Source organism: Scandinavium sp., assembly GCF_032012665.1.
In the GTDB taxonomy this organism is placed as follows: domain Bacteria; phylum Pseudomonadota; class Gammaproteobacteria; order Enterobacterales; family Enterobacteriaceae; genus Scandinavium.
Map to the genome: position 1 here is coordinate 143889 of NZ_DALZVG010000001.1, position 16241 is coordinate 160129.

Below are 16241 nucleotides of genomic sequence, written 5' to 3' on the forward strand. Positions count from 1 at the left end.
GCATCAGGCCGCATGGTCCAGGCAGTCAGCATTATATATACGGCCACCGTTCAGCCATTCCTGCAACCGTTAAATTCCCCTGCATTTTTATCTGGAGCGCCCTCGCATTTAATAACTTTGCCAGTCATCACCTCACCTGTATTTATATCCAGCAAGGTATAATAGCCACGCGCGCAATAAGTCAGGTTCGGATATAGGGATATGCATATCGCAAAAATGAAGCGTTTGCCGAAGGACCAAATATGGTCTATATTTGAACCTCAATCCATAACTGATAAAGACAACGATGAAAGTAGAAACGATTAGCTTCGTGAAAAAAAACGCAGCTACGCTCGACCTTTCTGAACCCATCCTGGTCACTCAGAATGGCGTGCCGGCTTATGTTATTGAGTCTTATGACCAGCAGCAGGAGCGAGAGAACGCCATAGCACTTTTGAAATTATTGACTCTCTCAGAGAAGGACAAGGCTGAAGGGAAAACGTATTCAAAAGAGCAGTTGCTTGATGGATTCAACTGGTGAGGGCGCAGCCTGATATTAAGGTTTGTAAATGAATCAGGATCAAAGTCCGCCAGTTTTTGAGTACACGCTCACAGCAAAGCATTGCATCGAGCATATAGTGAGTTTTCTTCGCCGTGCTGACGTTGAGCCTCGACCGGTCATTACCGGTATCCTTGAGCAGTTCGAAAGCACCGTGGGTCAGTTTCCCAGTGGATGCCAGATTTGTCCCGAACTGGTAAAGATTGGATGTGCCAGGTACCGTGAGTTCAACAGCGCAGATGGATATCGTGTACTTTATTCAGTTGAAGGCAACTGCGTGACTGCGCATGCTATCCTGGCTCAAAAGCAGGACATACAACAGCTTTTGTTTAAACGCCTGATTCAGACTTAAGACAAACCGGTTAAATTCCTCCAAAAACACCATCTTCTGCGATAGTGGTGTTTTACTTTACCGCCGAGTATTAGCCTCCCCCGATACAGGCTTCCGGTTTCGGTTAAAAGTCCTCCACTTCATTGTACCAATAGCGATCGGAATCGGACGCTATGTCTCGTAATCTAAAAATGCTCATAATTAAAGCGCCATTTCTCATCACGCCAAAGCAAACTAAGTTTGGCATCAACCTCGAATTTCAAGCCCGTGTGTGGATGGCCAGGCGACTTACTCACCTTGATGAAAGTACCGGTTAAGCGTAAATACCGTATTGCTTAACCTCTCCCACAGGGCCGGGGAGAGCATCAGGTACACCGAAACTGTGACCTGATTGCCCGGCGGCGCTTATGCTTGCCGGGCCTACAAATAGCGCCCCGTAGGCCGGGTAAGCGCAGCGCCACCCGGCAGAGCATTTCATTTGCGGGCATCGTTAAGCTATTCCTGCAATCATTACACTCCCCTGCACTTTTCTCTGAAAAGCCCTCACATTGAATATTTTTGCCAGCAATTACATCGCCTGCATTTATAACCAGAAAATATAATAAACACATACACAATAAATAAGACTTATACTAACAAATAAAAAGAAAGGCATTTGTGAAGCGCAGTAAAAAGAAGGTAGGACATCGCTACACCACTAACCACAAAGAATTTAACAGGAGTTTTTATGGCTAAGTAGACATATACACCCGCTATCAAATAACTAAAACATGTAAAACAAACCAGTTAATATAATCCTTAAAACTACTGCCATGCGATTTTTTGTTATTAATGAACACGCGCCATTCTCAGAATTTCCTGTATTGAACACCTTCTTTATTTGTGTGAGGTTATCATTTTATCAACCGTAAAATGATAAAGAAGAATGGCAATTCCGGCTTACTTATGGATAAAGGATGATGGCGGCGCTGATATTAAGGGAGCGGTTGATGTACACGACCGGGAAGGGAGTATTGAAGTTCTTGGCTTTAGCCATGGTCTGCATTTACCTACAGATAATGGAACGGGTAAGATCACCGGGACACGTTTACACGCACCGTTAACTTTTCAAAAAGAATTTGATTCATCCAGCCCCTACATCTACAAAGCGGTAGCAAAAGGACAAACGCTAAAAAGCGTTGAAATCAAATGGTACAAGATTAATTACTCAGGGCAAGAATAAGAGTACTTTAATATGTTACTGGAAAATGTAAAAGTAATCTCTATTTGTCCCATGATGCATGATTGCAAAAACCCGGCAACTGAAAAGCATAATCACCTGGAGGCCGTATCTTTGCGTTATGAGAAAATCACATGGAAACATTGTGACGGTAACATTATCTTCGCGGATAGCTGGAATGAAAGATGATTCGATGCACCTTCCACTTGAACGGTGGCGCACTAAGTAATCTCAGCTGCCCGCGGATAGGCTTTTTCCCTGCCTATTCTGGCACAGGCATATCACGTAATAATGCTAATGCTAATGCTAATGCTATTGCTATTGCTATTGCTATACCTGATATCGGTCCATTACCGCCAGATCTTTATTATATTGTCACGCGTGGTACTGGCGGCATTATAACCGGCATCAGAGATTCTGTAGCATCATTTATTTCTGGTTCCGATCGTTCCCTATGGTTTACCCTGTACAGACAGGATTCGCAGATAGATGATCTAACGTTTATCGGAGATGTTGAGAGAGGGTACTTTCGACTACATCCAGCAGGTTATAAGGGGGTTAGTGAAGGATGTATTACATTGCCTCGTCTGTCAGATTTTATGTTGTTACGTGATGCGTTACTCAACACACCTACACAACAAGTAACAGCCTCGTTAACTGCCTTTGGAACAATACAGGTGTACTGATGAAACCAATACAATATGTACTATTATGGATTGGAGAAGCTTTTTTATATATGGCAGTTTTTGTTTCGCTTTTTGTCTTAATGCCAGAGGTTAAATTATATTGGTTTATTAGAAGATATACGAGTGTCATTCCCGGTGATACGTGGGATAAGTATTATTTTCTCTTCCTGTGCACAGCATCGCTACTAATAGTTTCAATAGTGGTCTATTTAGCGGCGATGATAAAGAAACGATAAATATAAAATCCCCTCATAGAATGTCCTCTGTGCGGGGATGTTTTTATGTACCTAAAAACATCCCAAAGGCTCTGATTATCCCGGCTTCAGGGCCAGGAGGTTTTGGAATGTGGGGTAAAACCTCTTATGACAGATACCAGGAAAAGACAGCGTCCAGCCGAAGCGGGAGCTGTCCCGGAGCGGTTAAATCGACTGCCCACCCGAAACTTCGATGCGCTGACCGTTAACCCATCGGTTTGCCTCCCCCAACAGGCTGGCAATCATCGGACCGATGTCATCCGGTACTCCCACGCGACCAAGCGCAGTCATACCTGCAAAGGCTTTATTGTAATCGGGAATGTCGCGTACCGCGCCTCCCAGGAAGTCCGTTTCGATTGCGCCAGGCGCAACGGTGTTGACGGTAATACCGCGGCTGCCCAATTCTTTAGCCATATAAACGCTGAGCACTTCAACCGCGCCTTTGGCAGCCGAGTAGGCCGAAAAACCGGGGAACGATACCCGGGTCAAACCCGATGAAAAATTAACGATCCGTCCGCCATCGGCCAGGATCGGCAAAAGCGACTGAGTCAGGAAAAATACCCCCTTAACGTGGACGTCAAAGAGCAGGTCAAACTGCGCTTCTGTGGTGTTTGCGAAGTCGGCCATTTCACCATGCCCGGCGTTATTGATCAGATGGTCGAAGGTATCGCGCCCCCAGTTGTCCTGCAATGCAGCGCGTACGGCAGCCACGAAACCGGGAAAAGAGGAGACGTTGCTCACGTCCAGTTGCAGTGCAATGGCTTTACGGCCAAGGGCCTGGATGTCTGCTACCGCAGCCTCCGCAGCTTCCTTACCATTACGATAGGTGATGATTACATCGCCGCCATGGCGGGCAATGCTCAGGGCAGTATTTCGACCAAGGCCGCGGCTGGCACCGGTCACAAGAGAAAGTGTTGTCATGAAATGTCTCCTGATAAGTGGAGATAAAATACTACCCATCACAACGCATTTCAGGTTGCCCGAAAATACCGAAAACTTGCCTGATAATTTTGAAATGTCTCATCAGCCAGAACTGCACTATGATTGGTGCATACTCAAATGACATTTTTTAGCCTAAAAATATGACGGCAATACCCCGATTATCTGAAGAAGGATGCCCCTCAGACGCTGATGAGTCGGAAGGTGCGAAGACGACTGCGGCGCTCCTGGCGGTGGCGCGGAACTATGCCCGCGCGCACCTCAACAAAGAAGGTGTGGCAACGACCCCCATTCCGGGGGTATTCATCTTAAGCGAGACCGCGCCTTCCTTGTTGCAGTTTGCTGTCACTAAGCCGCTGATCGCACTTGTGCTGCAAGGACGCAAACGAGTGACGATGGGCAGTCACACGTTTGATTTTGGCATCGGGGAGTCTTTGCTGATTACTATGGATGTGCCGACAGTGAGCCAGGTTATTACCGCCAGCGCCACCACGCCATATTATTCACTGGTTGTGGAGCTTGACGCCGCTGTGATTAGCGAACTGGTTGGTGATATGGAAAAACGGGAGACCGTTACGGATTTGCCCGTCAAGGTTGGCCGGATCGAAGAAGATGTTGCAGAAGCCGCGTTGCGCCTGCTGAAATTGCTCGACAGACCGCACGCGCTGAAGATGCTGGGCAGCCAGCTGGTGCGCGAACTGCATTACTGGCTGCTGTCGGGGCAATATGGCAAATCTGTGCGCGCGCTGGGAAATACGGACAGCCATGCCCGCCGGATAGCCCGGGCTGTCGGGATCATCCGGACTCAATATGCCCGGCCGCTGCGAGTCAAAACGCTGGCCGATGCAGCGGGCATGAGCATTTCGGTGTTTCACACGCATTTTCGCAGCGTCACGACGCTCACACCGCTGCAATTTCAAAAACAGCTGCGTCTGGTAGAAGCCCGCAGACGTATGCTTGCGGAAGGTGCTGCAATCAGCACCGCTGCCCATGGCGTAGGCTACGAAAGCGTGACGCAATTCACGCGTGAATATTCGCGTATGTTCGGTCAACCACCGGCTCGCAGCATCCGTGAAGCTCGCAAAAGTGAGTAATACCGTTTCAGGGAGCTCATCGCTGATGAAGTAAATGGCGCAACGCCAGGGATAAATGGCTCAGCGCCTGATGTATAAAATCAAGTCACCTTGACCTGAATATGCCCCCGCCATCATCAGAAATAGCAGGCTATTTCCAAAGATTCATCAAACAAACCTTTCTGTCAGTCACTGAACGCGATCAAACACCAAAAAACATAATTGGATCCTTCATTTATTCAAAATTGGTACTCGATTGCAGGGTTTCCTGGGAAGTAAAACTAGGCCTTGTTGTAAAAATGTTAACAACAATCCGCGGCATAACTGATGAGGCACGGTTCGGCGTAGCTACCTGATATCCCTCTCATTCTCGGTACTGATTTCCCACAAAGGAACCTGTCATTTTGAGTAATGTAGACGAATTAAATACCTGGCAAGAACAGACTGCGCCAAACCGGGAGTTAAAAGGCGGCCTTAAATCCCGCCATCTGACCATGATGTCGATTGCCGGTGTTATTGGTGGCGCCCTGTTTGTCGGTTCCGGTAAAACGATCGCACTCGCCGGACCGGCCGCTATTCTCGCCTACCTGGGAGGCGGGATCCTGGTGGTACTGGTGATGAGGATGCTCGGTGAAATGGCCGTTGCCCAGCCTGATACAGGCTCTTTTGCCACCTACGCGGATCGAGCGATTGGTCGCTGGGCCGGTTTTACTATCGGTTGGCTCTACTGGTATTTCTGGGCGCTGCTGATGGGCTGGGAGGCATATGTTGCTGGCACTATCCTGCACAACTGGTTCCCGATGGTGCCGGGATGGGGTTTTGCTCTGATCGTTACACTTTCACTCATCGTAGTGAATTTTATGAATGTGCGTAGCTACGGTGAGTTCGAGTTCTGGTTCGCGTTGATCAAGGTGGTGGCGATCGTCCTCTTTATTTCGTTAGGATGTCTTGCGATTGTTCACCTGTGGCCGTGGGGTAATACCTCTGGATGGTCGCACCTCACCTCAACCGGCGGGTTTATCCCTAATGGCGGCAAGTCGGTGGTGGTTGCCCTGCTGGGGGTGATGTTCGCCTTCCTCGGTGCAGAAATCGTCACCGTTGCAGCAGCTGAGTCAGCTAGCCCCGACAAGGAAATCATCAAAACCACCAAGTCCGTCATCTGGCGTGTCTGCCTGTTCTATATCGGATCCATCTTTATCGTGGTTGCCCTGGTTCCGTGGAATGATCCACGTCTGGGCGATTCCACCTGGGGCTCTTACCGTGTTGCCCTCGACGCATTAGGGATCCCCTACACAGGACTGGTTGTTAATTTCATCGTTCTCACTTCTGTCTGTAGTTGCTTTAACTCGGCGTTGTACACCACTTCACGGATGCTCCACTCCATGGCCCGCCGGGGTGATGCCCACCGGGTCATGCAAATTACCGGCAGGACCACTGGCACGCCGTGGGTCGGGGTGCTGGTCTCCAGTTTTTTTGCTCTGCTGGCCGTCGTTCTTTCTGCCCTGCAGTGGATGGATATCTATGACGTGCTGATGCAGGCCACCGGGACTATCGCTCTGCTGGTGTACCTGGTTATCGCCTTTTCCCAATTGCGCATGCGACGCAAGCTTGAAGCAGAAGGTAAGCACATCCGGCTCCGGGTCTGGCTGTTTCCATGGCTGACCTACGCAGTGATCGTTTTGATCATCGCCGCGTTCATCGTCATGATCTGGGAAGGAACCTATTTTAACGAGGTGGTGTACACCCTGCTGCTTGCGACGGTTATCGTGGTAATGGGTATGATTGCGCAGAAATTTAATATCGGTGCGCAAAGCCGGCAGGGCTAACAGCGCGGATAAATAACTGATGGCGTACGGCCAGTCGGCCAGCTTCAGAGAGGGTTGTTTTGTCGATGTTTTAGGGTCCACATCGAATGTGTTCTGCGAACAGAGGCTGAAAAGCTGAACATTTTCATCGGCAAATATCTCCCTCTCTGGCTGCTGAAGGCCGATACATTCAGGTAATAGATATTCATTTGTGTCTGTTACGTTTGCCGGTTATGCGATGTTTACTTTAGATTTATGTTTGAGCCACGATGCAGTTATCGTAAGCAGGAGTGTTAAGACGGCAAGGTCCGCTATGAGCGAGAAGCGGACGTTGAAATAGTCTGGGGAATTTATTTATCTTTGATAAATAGTGAATTAATCAATTTCAAACATTTTGATGATGTGCCTGGTGCATATACGCCGCCAAAAAATATATGATAAAAATATGGTATTTTAGCATTGTAATACACATATCGATAATCACCAATTTTCCAAAAATACTCGCCAGCACTACATTCTTCTGTTTGCCCTAAAACCTCCTGTAACAAATTTAATAATGACTGTTTATTTTCATTCCCATCTACACCTTCACCATTATATAAATTCTCTATGCTATATTTGCTTACCAGTATAGATGTTATAATCTCAGGGAAGTCATCTAATCCTGTAGAGTATATGATATCTTCAATGCCACCAGTTTTAACTTTAACGGTAATAACATTGCTTTGAGGGTCAATATCTAGTATGCCTTTATTATATTTCTTTATGACATCACTAATTCTCATCCCTGGCAAAATACTTGAGAAGCCCATAGGTAGTGGCTGCCCATGCTGAAACGTGGATAATGTTGAAAGTGTTAATAGCCGATTCTTATAATCATTATTTTCAGCAGCAAGACTCTCATTACTTAATTGTAAGGCACTAAATTTCTTTTGTTGCTTATCAATTGTATTTTTTAGTGAATCAATCTCCTTCTTTTGAAGTTTATCTTGCTCATTTATTTTTACGTTTAATTCACTAATTGTATTCTCATCTTGTTTCTGATACAGAGGGATAACATATGTAAAAGTAATAGTTGCGGCTGCCAAAAAACCAGCCACACAAGACGACGTTACTATAAAAAAATTGGAATCTCTCCAGTTAGACATGTTCACCCGACCCTGAAATGAGTAAATTAGCAGCTAATGGTAGCTATTTTGCGTAAATTAACTCTCAGAGTAAAGGGCATACATAAGCAGTGGCATAACCATCTATATCCTATAGCATACGAATGCTTCCAACTTTCGCTCTTGGCACAGAGCGGACGTACAAAACATCCCCACCAAAACCAGACACGAACACTCCTTGCCAACCCGCTTAACTTAATCCCCCCCTCCATAAGGCTGGGGGAAGGACATCAGGTTGCCTGCGCCCTGCTCGCCCGGCGGCGCTGCGCTTGCACGGGCCTACAAATAGCTCCCCGTAGGTCGGGTAAGCGTCAGCGCCACCCGTCACAAAGCATTGTATTTACGGCCACCGTTCAGCCATTCCTGCAACAGTTACATTCCCCCTGCATTTTTCTCTGGAGCGCCCTCGCATTTAATAACTTTGCCCGCAATCCCCCCGCCTGTATTTATATCCAGCAAGGTATAATAGCCACGCGCGCAATAAGTCAGGTTCGGACAAGAGGAACTCACAGGAAATAAAGAAAGAAGGGTTTAAGAAACGCGACATAAAGGTGGTGGAACACCTCTACGCCGCTAACCACAAACAACTGAACAGGAGTTATTTATGGCTGAGCAGAAGTGTATGCCAGATCCAACCGTGGCCCAAACAGATCTTCAGGATTCAGAAACGAATGCTCGTTTTCCCGAGGTGACGCACAAAAAGAACGCCCGTCGCCTGCACGGAAAAAGCACCGACGCCGCAACGATCCACCCCAGAGCCAATACCCCGGAAACCAGCGCCGCCTGCTGCGAGCTGCATTCCCGGATCCGCCATCAGTATATTCCCCTGTCAGGAGAATGGCTGACGAGAGCCGGATTTCTGGACGGCATGCCAATCAAAATCCGCGTGATGCCGGACTGTATCGTCATCACCCCGCAAAACACCCGCGAGCTGTGGGGCTGCCTGGAGGGGCTGAGTATTATCGATGTGAACAAACAAAGGATCGCCACCTGGCTCAGAACCTTCCCCTACCCGATGAACGATACCGGTAATGTCCCGGTGATTCGTCGTAATCCCAATGATTGTTTGATTCGTGGGGGGAGCTGAGGGTTTGTGTGGTTAGAATCTCCCGGCTGATAGGCCGGGAGTTTTGGGATTTGGTAAGTAAATATTTTTAAGCGAGAGGATGTTAGTTTTCTCTAAAATTAAATATATTAACCAATCAGTTAAATTTCACTAATTTTTTTCTAAATATTCCCCCCGGCAATGTTGTTCCCAATTTACCTTTCATGTTATTTCGCATAACATAACTATTTACGCGCAATAATAGGCTTGCGTAAATCAATCTATAATTCGGTACATCCCTCACTAAGAATTATAAAAAACACTATAAATCAATAGACTCACAAATCCTAAAGGTTCGCTTTTTAAGCTAATCGCTCTTATTCAGAAATGTGATTAGCTTAATGCTAATATTTTTTACGTTGCATCTAAAAGGATCATAAGTTTATTTATTCAATTTCTTCCTTATTTCAAAAACTGCATCATACGCATCACCCGTTGGATTTTTCTTGCAATAATTGAGGATATATTCTTTCATTGTTGAAAGATCTATATTTGGAAAATTCTCCTCCCCGGTACTCATGTTAACTGCTGTGGTAAATCCCGCAAGCCACCCCATCAAAGTAGATGTCAGTAAGCCTGATTGATACAAACCATCTTTATCATCACTCTCTTTTTTGAAATATTCATTCCATATTTTACAGGAACCATAGGAACTGAAAACTGTATAAGAGTTGGCATTAAACGTGACAAGAATAAGTGAAAGCAAAAGTAATTTATATACATTCATTATCTCGACCCTCAGTCAAAAATATTTTGCCACAAATAGAATACTCTGAAATAATCAACGATATGGATTGAATAACATTAATAATCAGACACATAAATAATATTGATAAGTTAAGCGTACTTAGACTACTCATGATTTTGTGTGCGCCTATATAAAAGGGAGCAGTCATCAATAACAAAAATGCCACCAGCATTAACCCCCTAAACAAAAAACATACTATCGAAATTGATCTATTTGCTTTTATTACTGCAGGATCCCCAATCCTCATGCGATTGAAATCATCTATTTCCTTCTGGGTATCAAGCATATCTTTGTCTATGAAATAATATATATTGAGGATGTGAGGGTATGACTGCGCAATATTCCCCACTTTCTTTATATAATAAATCTCTCTAGTTCTGGTCATCGAGATAGATCCAATCCAGATAACCAGCAATACTGGCATCAGTATCACCCCAACATTTTCAATATTATAAAGTGAAACCTTGGACTTCATATCTCCGAAAGAAAATGGTATTTGTATCGGAGTATCTACATCAAAGACTTTAACTGAACCATTATCAAAATCTTTGATTCTATCCTTTGCATCTTTAATTAATTCGTCAATTGGTGAGTCTACTTTACCTCGATATATATCCATAAAACCTTTATCACCAGAAAGATCTTTGTAGATTATTGAATAGTAAGACTCACTATATACATCCCTTGCCCCTTCAATAGTCGAAGAGTTTTTAAGCCCTAAATTATTTCTAATAATGTTTATATTTTTGATATCAAGTCCATCATAGGAACTTGGTTTTTCTTCAAGCTTTTTATCAATGTTAATCTCAGACAAACCGAGTTTAGCTCTTGTTTTATTAATGTTTTTGATCTCAAGTCGTTTTTTGTCCTCTTCTTCTTTTTTCTGCGCCTCTGTTTTCTTTTTGTTATCGTCTGCATACTGTTTATATGTTTCCTGAAGCATCTTCGCCATGTCGAGATACTCTCTATTTTTATTGATACTATCAACAAAGTTGGCGAGCATTACTTTTTTCAAACCATTATTATCTGACGTAATTGCTGAAGATAAAAAATAAAAAAAGAAACTAGCAAGTATTATAATCACACTTGAGTAAAGTAATCTTTCAACTCTTTTTCCTACTTCTGATAAATGTTCCATAAGTAATTTCTATTTATGACTTTCACATATAGTAACATAATACTTAGAAAATAAAATATCAGAAATCTCCAGACGTGATGCAACTAACGTAAATGAAGGAACAGTTCACCTTAACAACGGTGATACCAAAGTCATTACTTATTCGCCTTAGCAAGTTAACAAATAAAATAAAAAAAGCGAGCAACAGGTGACACGATGTAAAACTAACGCATCTCTCACCCCTTCCCGCGGTTTTTATGGTGTTAATTCCCCAAACGACGCCGAAAATCACACTTCGGGCACATCCCTTTCTCCGCCCTCTTGTCTGCTCTTCATCTTTGGCTATGTTGACCATTAGTTCATCAAATGTAATTAAAAGGTTAACTATAATGTCGAACACTTTCCGTATCTCTCTGATTACTGCTGCTGTACTTCTCTCTACCTCTGCCATCGCGGCGCTGCCGCAGGGCTACCCGGCGGACTATCAAAAGGTCGTCGATGCCGCCACCAAAGAAGGCAAAGTGGTTATCTATTCCACCACCGACACCAAAGCGGCAGGCCCGCTGATTCAGGGGTTCGAAGCCACCTACCCCGGCATCAAAGTCGAATACAACGACATGAATAGCACCGAGCTGTATAACCGCTTTATCAGCGAACAGGCTGCGGGCGGCGGCAGCGGCGACGTGGTCTGGAGTTCGTCGATGGACACCGCCCTGAAGCTTGCCACCGATTATGCGCAGGCCTATAAGTCGCCGGAACAAGGCCAGTTGCCGAAGTGGGCGGTCTGGAACGACAAAGCCTACGGCACCACCTACGAACCGGTGGTGTTCATCTACAACAAACGCCTGATCCCGGCGAACGAAGTGCCGGACTCCCACGCCGCGCTGGCGAAGCTGATTGCCGGCCAGGCCAACAAGTTCAAAAGCAAAGTCACCACCTACGATATCGAGAAATCCGGACTCGGCTTTATGCTCTCGGTGCAGGATTTCAAAGCCGATCCGAACTACTTTAAAACCCTCGCCGACGTCGCCAAAGGCGGCTTAGCAGTGCAGTCTTCCACCGGCACGATGATGGAACGCGTGTCCTCCGGCGAAAACCTGATTGGCTTTAATATCCTCGGATCCTACGCCGAGGCCCGCGCGAAAAACGATCCTTCTCTCGGCATCGCTTATCCGAAGGATTACACCCTCGTGCTCTCCCGCGTGTCGTTTATCAGCTCGCAGGCCCAGAATGCCAACGCCGCGAAGCTGTGGCTGGACTACGTGCTGTCTGAAAAAGGGCAAAGCATTCTGGCAAACCAGGCAGATATTCCGTCTATCCGTAACGATATCGAAGGGAAAAACGACATCGACGGCATGACCAAAATGCTCGGCAACGCGCTGAAGCCGATTCCGGTGGATGAAAGCCTGCTGGAGTACCTGCAGCCGAAAAAACGCCTCGACTACATCAAACAGTGGCGCGAAGCCGCGGCGAAATAACCTTTACGGCAAAATGCATTGATTTTGTAGGCCGGATAAGCGAAGCGCATCCGGCAATAAATGCCCGGTGGCGCTGACGCTTACCGGGCCTACATAAGAAGGCGATATCAGTGCATCCGATCTGCCTCCCCGCCAGACCAGGGATTTTCTATGAATGCATTAACAAGAAAGTGGCAAAGTTTGCCGCGCGGCGTCGTGGTGCTGCTCACCACGCTCGCCATCTACGTTCCGCTGTCGTTTATCGTGATTCAGAGCTTCCTGTCGGCACCGTTCTTTGCCCCTTCTAAAGAGTGGAGCCTCGAGTCGTTCGGGTTTATTTTCACCGATCCGGATTTTTATAAGGCGCTGAAAAGCGGCTTTATTCTCGCCTTTGGCCTGGTCGCCATCGCCATTCCGCTCGGCGGGATCCTGGCGTTCCTGATGGTGCGCACGGATTTACCCGGCCGTCGGCTGATTGAGCCGCTGATCCTCGTGCCGATTTTCGTCTCACCGATGGTGCTCGGCTTTGGTTACGTGGTCGCCGCAGGGCCGGTGGGCTTTCTGTCGCTGTGGGCGCAGTCGCTGATTGGCTTCGTGCCGTGGAACATCTACGACATGTCGAGCATCGTGGTGATTGCCGGGCTGACGCATGTGCCGCACGCCTACCTTTATATTTCGTCGGCGCTGCGCAGCGTGGGCTCGGACGTGGAAGAGGCCGCTCGCATCTCCGGCGCATCACCTTTGCAGGTAATGACCGCCGTCAGCCTGCCGATGGTGCGCCCTTCCATTCTCTACGCCATCGTGCTGCTGTTTTTCCTCGGGCTGGAGGTGTTCGGCCTGATGCTGGTGCTCGGCGATCCGGAAGGCAACATGGTGCTGGCGACCTATCTCTATCAGCTCACCAACAAGCTCGGCACGCCCTCCTATCATCTGATGGCCGCCGTCGCCGTGGTGCTGATTTGCATCACCATTCCGCTGGTCATGCTGCAACGCCGCCTGATGAGCACCGCCAACCGCTTTGTAACCATGAAAGGCAAAGCTTCTCAGGCGCGTGCGCTGCCGCTTGGCAAGTGGCGGTGGGTGGCGGGCGCCGTGGTCGCGTTCTGGCTGACGGTCACCATTGGCGTGCCGCTGCTCGGGGTGGTGCTGCGCGCCTTTATCTCGAACTGGGGCGTGGGCGTGTCCGTCTGGGATCAACTCTCGCTCAGTACCTTCCACACCATCTGGGCGCAGCCCAATCTGTTGAGGGCCATCGTCAACTCCATGGCGATTGGTGTGTTTGGCGGCGCGCTGGCCGTGGCCTGCTATCTGTTTGTCGGCATCGCCATGCATCGTAAACCGGACAACACCACCCGCTTCCTCGACTACAGCGTGCTGGTGCCGCGCGCCGTGCCGGGGCTGCTGGCGGGGCTGGCTTTCCTGTGGGTGTTCCTGTTCCTGCCGATGTGGCTCGATAACGCCCTGAAATCAGGCTGGCTTTCGGGCATGCCGTGGTCGCAGTGGCTGCGCGATAACCTGATCGTCTGGCTGCGAGGGCTTCGCAGCACCATCTTCAGCGTGTGGCTGGCCTACACGGTGGTGTGGATGGCGTATGGCTTAAGGCTGATCTCCTCCACGCTGCTCCAGGTGGGGCCGGAGCTGGAAGAAGCAGCACGCAGCACAGGGGCGACGCGCGGGCAAATCACACGCCACGTCACCATTCCGCTTTCACGCTATGGCCTGATTGGCTCGTGGCTGCTGATGTTCCTGATTTTCGAACGTGAATACTCGACCGGCGTCTACCTGCTTTCGCCCGGCACCGAGACGATTGGCTCGATGCTGGTCTCCCTGTGGGCGGCGGGCGCCATTGATATCGTCGCAGCGCTGTCATTTATCAATATCCTGCTGGTGGTCGTCGGTCTGGGGATTGCCCTTCGTTTTGGAGTGAAATTACATGATTGAATTAGCGGTTGAAAATCTGCATCTGACCTACGGCGACAACCCGGTGCTGAAGGGCGTCTCCATGAACCTGAAGCGCGGCGAAGTGGTCTCCCTTTTGGGTCCTTCGGGCAGCGGCAAAACCACGCTGCTGCGCGCGGTCGCCGGGCTGGAAAAGCCAACCCAAGGGTCGATCGTCATCGGGAAAAACAAAGTGTACGACGGCACGCCGCGCAGCGAGATCCCCGCCGAAGAGCGCAATCTCGGGCTGGTGTTTCAGTCCTACGCGCTGTGGCCGCACAAAACCGTTTTTGAGAATGTGGCCTACCCGCTGAAGCTGCGTAAAGTGCCCGCGAAAGAGATCACCCAGCGCGTGCAGGCGGTGCTGGATCAGCTGGGGCTCGGGCATCTTGGCAAGCGCCATCCGCATATGCTTTCCGGTGGCCAGCAGCAGCGCGTGGCGATTGGCCGTGCGCTGGTTTATAACCCGCCAGTGATCCTGCTGGATGAACCGCTCTCCAACCTCGACGCCAAGCTGCGCGAAGAGGCCCGCGTGTTCCTGCGGGAGCTCATTATCAAGCTTGGACTTTCCGCGCTGATGGTGACGCACGATCAGAACGAAGCGATGTCCATTTCCGATCGCATCCTGCTGCTCAACAACGGCAAAATTGAACAGCAGGGCACGCCGCAGGAGATGTACGGCTCGCCGAAGACGCTGTTTACGGCAGAATTTATGGGCAGCAACAACCGCCTGCACGGCAAAGTCACCGAAGTGCGCGACGGCAAAGCACGCATTGAAGGCAGCGGCTGGACACTGTGGGGCCAGGCAGGAGAAGGCGTGCAGGCTGGACAGGAAGGTACGGCGGTGATTCGCGTGGAGCGCGTGGCGCTAGTCGATGGGCCGGGAGAAAATCAGCTCGAACTGCCGCTGCTCACCAGCATGTACCTGGGCGATCGCTGGGAATACCTGTTCCGCACCTCCGGCGATGACTTCGTGATCCGCGCCTACGGCAACGAAGTTCGCGACCCGCAGCATTGCCATCTGTCACTGCCTGAAAAGGATGTGTGGGTATTTGCGAAGAATTGACGAGTAAAATGAAGCTAAGCCTGAACAGGGGCTTAGCTTCTTGTACCAACAGTAAAAACGCTTTCAGATCGGATTTAATCCTGCTCAGCCCGCCGCCATCGTATTAAAAAAGACCAAATTCTCTTTTTCTCTCGCTTCGCTTTAGGCTATTGTGTCGCCCGCCCTGTTGATGCTGAACCCTGTCCGACTTTTTGCTTATTAATTTACAATGAAGAAATTACTGCTCGCCGTTTTGTTTTTTTTACCCTTCAAGACTACGCTTGCCTCCCAGCAAGGGGGAATTCAGGTCACGTTAACCATCGTCGCCCCGCCTCTGCCGCCTCGTATCAGCGAAGTCCGGATCTCAGAAGACCGCATGCTGATTGTGCACGAATGGTAACGCCCTCTTTTCAGGGCTGAATTTCAGGCATAAAAAAAGACGTCGGTTGACGTCTGTTTACTTCGAAGTGGCACGCCCTACAGGATTCGAACCTGTGACCTACGGCTTAGAAGGCCGGTGCTCTATCCAGCTGAGCTAAGGGCGCACTGAGAAGGTGAACTTCGCGGTGTGGAACGCCTGGAATTATACGGTCAAAGCCGGGTGAGTCAATGGCTTTCACCGTCAAAGCACACTTCAGCGTCACTCTTCCCCGCAACAAGCCGCATCAGCTGATTAAAGCTTAAACACACTCTCTAATCTGCCCTTCCGCTACGAAAAATCCGTCTACGGTTTAAGCAACGCCTGGTACCTTCAGATTTCCCTTATGACAACAATGGATTCCGTCATACACCAATGACATAGACTTTGCCCGACATCTGT

14 protein-coding genes, 1 tRNA gene and 1 pseudogene are annotated in these 16241 nt (G+C 48.6%); 11 read left to right on the top strand and 5 right to left on the bottom strand.

Annotated elements, in window-relative coordinates; genetic code table 11:
* Positions 1-286 precede the first annotated feature (286 nt).
* The 4 genes and pseudogenes from RTU33_RS00645 to RTU33_RS00660 all read left to right on the top strand — a co-directional run bounded on the left by RTU33_RS00645 (position 287) and on the right by RTU33_RS00660 (position 2774).
* Positions 287-520: a type II toxin-antitoxin system Phd/YefM family antitoxin gene (locus RTU33_RS00645; protein ID WP_312624610.1), complete on the top strand. Its 234-nt coding sequence runs from the start codon at positions 287-289 to the stop codon at positions 518-520.
* 28 nt (positions 521-548) lie between these two features.
* On the top strand, positions 549-890 hold the full coding sequence (locus RTU33_RS00650; protein WP_312624611.1) for a type II toxin-antitoxin system RelE/ParE family toxin: 342 nt from the start codon (positions 549-551) through the stop codon (positions 888-890).
* 904 nt (positions 891-1794) lie between these two features.
* Positions 1795-2277 (top strand): annotated as a pseudogene (locus tag RTU33_RS00655) (Hcp family type VI secretion system effector).
* Positions 2274-2774, top strand: coding sequence for a DUF2778 domain-containing protein (locus RTU33_RS00660; protein WP_312624612.1), 501 nt, complete (start codon positions 2274-2276; stop codon positions 2772-2774). The pseudogene RTU33_RS00655 and the gene RTU33_RS00660 overlap by 4 nt, the downstream one beginning before the upstream one ends.
* 419 nt (positions 2775-3193) lie before the next feature.
* Here RTU33_RS00660 and RTU33_RS00665 read toward each other — a convergent pair whose 3' ends face one another.
* Positions 3194-3949, bottom strand: a complete 756-nt coding sequence (locus RTU33_RS00665; RefSeq protein ID WP_312624614.1) for an SDR family oxidoreductase — start codon at positions 3947-3949, stop codon at positions 3194-3196.
* A 251-nt stretch (positions 3950-4200) separates the two neighbouring features.
* Between RTU33_RS00665 and RTU33_RS00670 the strand changes: the two genes are divergently transcribed.
* Positions 4201-5061: an AraC family transcriptional regulator gene (locus RTU33_RS00670; RefSeq protein ID WP_312624615.1), complete on the top strand. Its 861-nt coding sequence runs from the start codon at positions 4201-4203 to the stop codon at positions 5059-5061.
* 383 nt (positions 5062-5444) lie between these two features.
* Positions 5445-6866, top strand: a complete 1422-nt coding sequence (locus tag RTU33_RS00675) for an amino acid permease (RefSeq protein ID WP_409438210.1) — start codon at positions 5445-5447, stop codon at positions 6864-6866.
* A gap of 329 nt (positions 6867-7195) precedes the next feature.
* On the opposite strand, the gene RTU33_RS00680 is transcribed toward RTU33_RS00675, so the two are convergent.
* On the bottom strand, positions 7196-7993 hold the full coding sequence (locus tag RTU33_RS00680) for a hypothetical protein (RefSeq protein ID WP_312624616.1): 798 nt from the start codon (positions 7991-7993) through the stop codon (positions 7196-7198).
* A 622-nt stretch (positions 7994-8615) separates the two neighbouring features.
* On the opposite strand from RTU33_RS00680, the gene RTU33_RS00685 reads away from it, so the two are divergent.
* Positions 8616-9098 (top strand): SymE family type I addiction module toxin, encoded by a 483-nt coding sequence (locus tag RTU33_RS00685; protein ID WP_312624617.1) that lies wholly within the window; start codon positions 8616-8618, stop codon positions 9096-9098.
* A 400-nt stretch (positions 9099-9498) separates the two neighbouring features.
* Here the strand turns inward: RTU33_RS00685 and RTU33_RS00690 are convergent, their stop codons facing one another.
* Both RTU33_RS00690 and RTU33_RS00695 read right to left on the bottom strand, forming a co-directional pair.
* Entirely contained in the window at positions 9499-9843 is a 345-nt protein-coding gene (locus RTU33_RS00690) for a hypothetical protein (protein WP_312624618.1), read from the bottom strand.
* A complete protein-coding gene (locus RTU33_RS00695) occupies positions 9830-11002 on the bottom strand; it encodes a hypothetical protein (RefSeq protein ID WP_312624619.1) in 1173 nt (390 codons plus the stop codon). The genes RTU33_RS00690 and RTU33_RS00695 overlap by 14 nt, the downstream gene beginning before the upstream one ends.
* A gap of 368 nt (positions 11003-11370) precedes the next feature.
* Between RTU33_RS00695 and RTU33_RS00700 the strand changes: the two genes are divergently transcribed.
* The 4 genes from RTU33_RS00700 to RTU33_RS00715 all read left to right on the top strand — a co-directional run bounded on the left by RTU33_RS00700 (position 11371) and on the right by RTU33_RS00715 (position 15821).
* Positions 11371-12459 carry an ABC transporter substrate-binding protein gene (locus RTU33_RS00700; protein ID WP_312624620.1) on the top strand — a complete coding sequence of 363 codons (1089 nt, stop codon included), beginning with the start codon at positions 11371-11373 and terminating at the stop codon, positions 12457-12459.
* A 150-nt stretch (positions 12460-12609) separates the two neighbouring features.
* A complete protein-coding gene (locus RTU33_RS00705) occupies positions 12610-14379 on the top strand; it encodes an iron ABC transporter permease (RefSeq protein WP_312624621.1) in 1770 nt (589 codons plus the stop codon).
* Positions 14372-15442 carry an ABC transporter ATP-binding protein gene (locus RTU33_RS00710; protein ID WP_312624623.1) on the top strand — a complete coding sequence of 357 codons (1071 nt, stop codon included), beginning with the start codon at positions 14372-14374 and terminating at the stop codon, positions 15440-15442. The genes RTU33_RS00705 and RTU33_RS00710 overlap by 8 nt, the downstream gene beginning before the upstream one ends.
* Before the next feature lie 208 nt (positions 15443-15650).
* Positions 15651-15821, top strand: a complete 171-nt coding sequence (locus tag RTU33_RS00715) for a hypothetical protein (protein WP_312624624.1) — start codon at positions 15651-15653, stop codon at positions 15819-15821.
* A gap of 68 nt (positions 15822-15889) precedes the next feature.
* On the opposite strand, the gene RTU33_RS00720 is transcribed toward RTU33_RS00715, so the two are convergent.
* Positions 15890-15966, bottom strand: a tRNA-Arg gene (locus RTU33_RS00720).
* Between the last annotated feature and the right edge of the window lie 275 nt (positions 15967-16241).